Raw genomic sequence first — 5,019 nt, 5'->3', positions numbered from 1 at the left:
AACCTCGTGGACAACGCGCTCGGCCACGCGGTCGGGGTCGTGCGGGTCGAGGTGGCGGACGGCCTGGTCGCGGTGGTGGACGACGGCCCGGGCGTCCCGGCGGCCGACCGCGAGCGGGCGTTCGCGCGGTTCGTCCGGCTGGACGCGGCGCGGGCGCGCCCGGGGGGTGGCAGCGGGCTCGGGCTGGCGATCGCGCGGGAGATCGCCCGCGAGCACGGGGGCGACGTGGTGCTGGCCGACCGCACCGACGGGGCGCCCGGGCTGCGCGCGGAGCTCCGCCTGCCCTGACCCGCCCCGCGCGTCGGGCGTCAGGACGGCAGCGACAGCACCGCGGGCAGCCGCCCGCCGCGCACGCCGTCGAGCACCAGCCGCTCGTGCGGCACCACGAGGTCCGGCAGCGCGCCGAGCGGGAACCAGCGCATCTCGGCGGCCTTGTCCGGCTCGGCCACCGCCGGGTCGCCGGACCAGCGCCGCGCGACGAAGAACCAGTCGCACCGCTGCTCGACCTGCGGCCCGCCGCGCTCGAACCGGTGCAGCGTCGTCACCGGCTCGAGGTCGGCCGGGTCGACCCGGACGCCGGCCTCCTCCGCGGCCTCGCGCACGGCCGCCTCGTGCACGGACTCGCCGGGGTCGACGTGGCCGGCGAGCGTCGCCCACCGGCCGTCCATGTAGCCGGTGCCGCGGCGGAGCTGCAGCAGGACGTCGTCCCCCCGGAGCAGGAGCACGTAGGCGGCGGCGACGAGCAGCGAGCGGTGGCCCAGGTGGTCGTCGGGTGCGTAGCGATCGGTCACGGGGCCCGACTCTGCCACGAGGGCGTGCGTGTGACGCATCTCACATGAGCGCCACGTGACGCGCGGCGACGATGCCGGGATGACACCCCATGTGCAGCCCACCTCCGTCCGCCGCCTCCGCGTCGCCCTCGTCGGCGCGGTCGTCCTCCTGCTCTCCGCCCTCGCGGCGCCGGCGGGTGCGGCGGACGGCGACGACGGGACCGGGCCGGTCGAGGTGACCGCCTACAGCAGCAGCCAGTGCGTGGCCGGGCGGTTCTGCCTGTGGAGCGGCGCCGGCTACTCGGGGACGTTCTGGTCGACGGGCACGACCGGTCTGCAGAACACGTCCCTCGCGAGCGCGGGCTCCGTGTGGAACCGCATGGCCGTCGACGTGCGCACCTACTCGGGCTCGGGCGGCGCGGGCACCGTCACCTGCTGGAACGCCGGCACCCAGACGCCGGTCGCGTCGGTCGGCACCCTCTCGGTCCGTACGATGAGTGGGACGACATGCTGACGAGCGACCTGAGGACGGCGTGGGGGCAGGGGGCGACGAGGGCGCGGACGGCGCCCTTCCGGGGGACGGCGGCGCCGAGGCGTTCGCCGATGCCTACCGGCTGCTCGCCCCGCAGGTGCGCGGGTACGCCCGCCGGCAGGTCCCTGACGACCTCGCCGAGGACGTCGTCGCCGAGACGTTCCTGGTGCTCTGGCGGCGCTGGGCGGACGCGCCCCGGACCGGCGACCAGCTCCGTCCGTGGGTGTTCGGGGTGGCCCGGAACAAGATCAAGCACGTCCACGAGCAGCGCAGCCGCCAGCTGCGGACCGTCGTGGGCGTGGCGGCGGCCGAGCCGACCCGGACGCCGGTCGCGGACCCGTCGGACCGGCTCGCCGGCGACGACCTGGCCCGGTGGCTGCTCGCGCAGCTGCCTCCGGCCGAGGGCGAGGCGATGTCCCTGACCGTGTGGGCGGGGCTCACGCCGAGCGAGGCGGCCGAGGTGCTCGGCTGCTCGCTCACCGCGCTCACCTCGCGGCTGTCCCGGGCCCGCGCCCGGCTGGCCGCGGCGCTCGACGGCACCACGCCGGGCGGCACGACGCCCGACGGCCCGACGCCGGGCGGTCCGGCACCGGAGGGCAGCACGCACGACGGCACGGACGAGGCGCGACCCGGGGGGAGGGGCCGATGACCGACGACGACCGCGACGCCGCGCTGCCCGACGCCCTCGCCGAGGCCGAGGCCCTGCGTGCCCTGCTCGCCGCGCACGGCGCCGGTGCACCGTCGCCCGCGGCGCACCCGGGCGACGAGGACCTGCTCGCGCGCATCCTGGCCTCGGACCCGGCCGCGCGGGCCGGCGTCCGCGCGCCAGGCGACCTCTCGGCCCGGCCGCCGCACGTCGACCCGGACGGGCGTGCCCCCGAGGGCGTCGACGGCGCCCCCGTGGTGCCCCTGCGCGCCCCGCGCCGCCGCGCCCGCCGCTGGGTCGCCGCCGCGGCGGGGGTCGCCGCGGCCGCGGTCGGCGGCACCGTGCTGGCCCTCCTCCCGCTGCACGACCCGCCCGCCGCGGTCGCGGACGGCTCCCCGCCGATGCTGGCGTTCCCGGTGACCCCCGCCGAGCTGGCGGCGGGTGGCGGCGAGCCGGCGCACGACACCCTGCTCGCGCTCGCGGACACCGCGGCCGACCAGCCGGAGCCCGAGCCCGCCGGCGACGTGCAGCACGTGCTGTCGCAGGCCTGGTACCTCACGGCCGGCGTGGGCGACGACGGCGACCCGACCTCGACCGTCGACCCGCTGGTGCGGGAGACCTGGCTGAGCCCGGACGGCTCGATGGTGGCGGCGGAGTGGCGCGGGCAGCAGCTCGGCGAGGGCGGGCGGCTCACCGCGATCGACACGGCGCCCGCCGACGCGACGGTGGACCGGATCCCCGCGGGCTCGTTCGACCCGGACCTGTTCTCGTCGCTGTCGGACGACCCGGCCACGCTGCGCGGCGAGCTGCTCGAGGTGGCCGGCGGCGCGGCGATGGGCTGCGGTCCGGACTCCGCGTACGCGGCGTGGTGCCTGTACCGGGCCGCGGCGATCGTCTCGGACCCGTACGTGCTGTCCTCGGCGTTCGAGTCGACGCTGTGGGCGGTCCTGGCCGACGAGCCGGGCGTCACCCTCGCGGGCGAGGTGACCGACCGGACCGGGCGGCGCGCGGTGGCCCTCGGCATCCCCGGCGGCCCGGCCACCGACGGCATCGAGGCGGTGCAGGTGCTGCTGGTCGACGCCGGCACGGGCCGGATGTCCGGGCACGAGGAGATCACGCTGCGCTCCGCGCCGGCCGGGATCGACGAGCCCACCGTGACCCAGTTCCGCTACGTGGTCGGCGCGGACCGGGTCGCCGAGCCCGGCGGCGGGGACCTCGGAGGTGCGGTGCCGGGCGCCGCGCCGTCAGGCCTGCAGCTCGACCAGGACGGCCGGGACCTCGTCGGCCAGCTCGCGCGCCAGGTAGCCCAGCGGTCCGACGCGGGCGGCCAGGCGGTCGCCGGCGGAGCCGTGGACGGCGGTGCCCCAGCAGGCGGCCTGCTCGGGCGGGGCGCCACCGGCGAGGAGCCCCGCCACGGCACCGGCGAGCACGTCGCCGCTGCCTGAGGTGCCCAGCCCGGGGTAGCCCGTCGCCGACGTCCACCGGCGCCCGTCCGGGTGCGCGATGGTGCCCGCGCAGCTGACGACCGCACCCCAGCGGTCGGCCACCCGGGCCGCGGCGTCGTCCCCGTCGACCTCGTCGACGCCCAGCAGCCGCGCCGCCTCGGCGGTGTTCGGCGTGAGCACGGTGCGGCCCTCCGGCAGCACGACCTCGTCCCGCAGGCCCGGCAGCACCCCGAGGGCGAAGGCGTCGAGCAGCACCGCCGCGTCCCGGCCGGCCAGCGCACCGAGGACGGCGCGCACCAGCGCCGCCGCGCCCTCGGGCTCGTCCAGCCCGGGACCGACGACGACCGCGTCGGCGCGCTCCAGCTCCGCGGCCAGGTGCGGGGGCGTGGCGCCGGTCGGCGAGCCGTCGGCGTCCTCGGGCAGCGCGAGCACGCCGGCCTCCGGCGTCGCCACGGCGAGCGGGGCGGCCACGGACTCGGCGACCGCGAGCGTCAGCCGGCCGGCGCCGATCCGGAGCGCGGTCAGGCCCGCGAGGGCCGCCGCGCCGGGCGTGCGGCGGGCGCCGCCCACGACCAGCACCCCGCCGCGGACGTCCTTCGTGCCGTCCCGCGACGGCAGCGGCCAGCCGCGCAGCAGCGCCGGCGTGAGGGCGGGCGCGTCACTCATCGCCCTGCCCCGGGTGCTCCGTGACCTCGGCCCCGGCCAGGTGCGCGACGTCGTCCACGACCTCGGCGCGCCAGCCGTCCGGGCCGCCGGCCAGGACGGTCACGGACGCGTTGCGGACGCTGTGCTCGGCGACCTGCGCCATCAGCTGGTCCTCGGTCAGCCCCTCGCAGACGTACCGGAGCAGCCAGATGACGGCGTCGTGGCAGACGACCAGCACCCGCCGGCCCTCCTCGCGCCGCTCGATGTCGCCCACCAACGAGCGCAGCCGCAGCGCGACGTCGGACCAGGACTCGCCGCCGGGCGGCCGGAAGTACATCTTGCCGAGCCGGTCGCGGCGGGCGGCCTCGTCGGGGAACCGGGCGTCGACGCCGTGGCTGGTCAGCCCGTCGAGGATGCCGAGCTCGCGGTCCCGGAGCCGCTCGTCGACCACCGTGCGCAGCGGGAGGCCGGCCTTGTCGAGCGCGAGCTCCGCGGTGCGCCGGGCCCGCACGTACGGCGAGCACCACAGCACCTCGGGCGCCTCGTCGGGCGGCAGCGTGGCCAGGTGGGCGCCGAGCGCCCGCGCCTGCTCCTCGCCGGTGGCGGACAACGGGGTGTCCGCGTCGCGCCAGGGCACGCCGACGGTCTCGGCGCCGGCGCGCTCGGCGCGGGTGGCGGCGACGTTCCCCTCGCTCTCCCCGTGGCGGACGAGCACGAGTCTGCTGGTCATGCCCCCACGGTCGCAGCAGCCCTCGCGCCGCGCATCCGGGGGAGCGGGTCGTCGCGGCTGTGGCGGACCGCGACCTGATGTGATCGAGGTCACACGACAGCGACGTGACGGATCGCCGATCCCTGCGGACTACACGGGTGACGCGCACGACCGGTGCGGAGGGCACCGGCCCGCGCGCGGCGGCACCGTCCGAGCCCGCAGGGGGCGGCTCGGGCGGGGCCGCCGCACGGGCCCCCGGGAGCACGCTCCCG

At 78.6% G+C, this 5,019-nt stretch carries 6 protein-coding genes; 3 read left to right on the top strand and 3 right to left on the bottom strand.

Annotation, left to right across the window (positions count from 1 at the left end; translation table 11 throughout):
- On the top strand, positions 1-288 hold a 288-nt coding region (locus G6556_RS16945), incomplete at its 5' end, for an ATP-binding protein (RefSeq protein ID WP_240934669.1).
- A 20-nt stretch (positions 289-308) separates the two neighbouring features.
- Here the strand turns inward: G6556_RS16945 and G6556_RS16940 are convergent.
- On the bottom strand, positions 309-791 hold the full coding sequence (locus G6556_RS16940; protein ID WP_346774962.1) for an NUDIX domain-containing protein: 483 nt from the start codon (positions 789-791) through the stop codon (positions 309-311).
- A gap of 79 nt (positions 792-870) precedes the next feature.
- Between G6556_RS16940 and G6556_RS16935 the strand changes: the two genes are divergently transcribed.
- Both G6556_RS16935 and G6556_RS16930 read left to right on the top strand, forming a co-directional pair.
- Positions 871-1,284 carry a peptidase inhibitor family I36 protein gene (locus tag G6556_RS16935; protein WP_166944028.1) on the top strand — a complete coding sequence of 138 codons (414 nt, stop codon included), beginning with the start codon at positions 871-873 and terminating at the stop codon, positions 1,282-1,284.
- A gap of 19 nt (positions 1,285-1,303) precedes the next feature.
- Entirely contained in the window at positions 1,304-1,951 is a 648-nt protein-coding gene (locus G6556_RS16930; protein ID WP_166944026.1) for an RNA polymerase sigma factor, read from the top strand.
- Between the two features lie 1,241 nt (positions 1,952-3,192).
- Here G6556_RS16930 and G6556_RS16925 read toward each other — a convergent pair.
- Entirely contained in the window at positions 3,193-4,059 is an 867-nt protein-coding gene (locus G6556_RS16925) for an NAD(P)H-hydrate dehydratase (RefSeq protein WP_166944025.1), read from the bottom strand.
- Positions 4,052-4,768 carry a histidine phosphatase family protein gene (locus G6556_RS16920; protein ID WP_166944023.1) on the bottom strand — a complete coding sequence of 239 codons (717 nt, stop codon included), beginning with the start codon at positions 4,766-4,768 and terminating at the stop codon, positions 4,052-4,054. The genes G6556_RS16925 and G6556_RS16920 overlap by 8 nt, the downstream gene beginning before the upstream one ends.
- Between the last annotated feature and the right edge of the window lie 251 nt (positions 4,769-5,019).

The organism is Cellulomonas sp. IC4_254 (assembly GCF_011603975.1).
Classification (GTDB): Bacteria; Actinomycetota; Actinomycetes; order Actinomycetales; family Cellulomonadaceae; genus Cellulomonas.
The sequence above is the reverse complement of the archived record's forward strand: the minus strand, read 5'-3'. Positions and strand labels throughout refer to the sequence as shown.

Excerpts from the sequence above, each read along its gene's own strand:
- G6556_RS16935 (WP_166944028.1), top strand. The coding sequence starts at position 871 with ATGACACCCCATGTGCAGCCCACCTCCGTCCGCCGCCTCCGCGTCGCC.
- G6556_RS16925 (WP_166944025.1), bottom strand. The coding sequence starts at position 4,059 with ATGAGTGACGCGCCCGCCCTCACGCCGGCGCTGCTGCGCGGCTGGCCG.
- G6556_RS16920 (WP_166944023.1), bottom strand. The coding sequence starts at position 4,768 with ATGACCAGCAGACTCGTGCTCGTCCGCCACGGGGAGAGCGAGGGGAAC.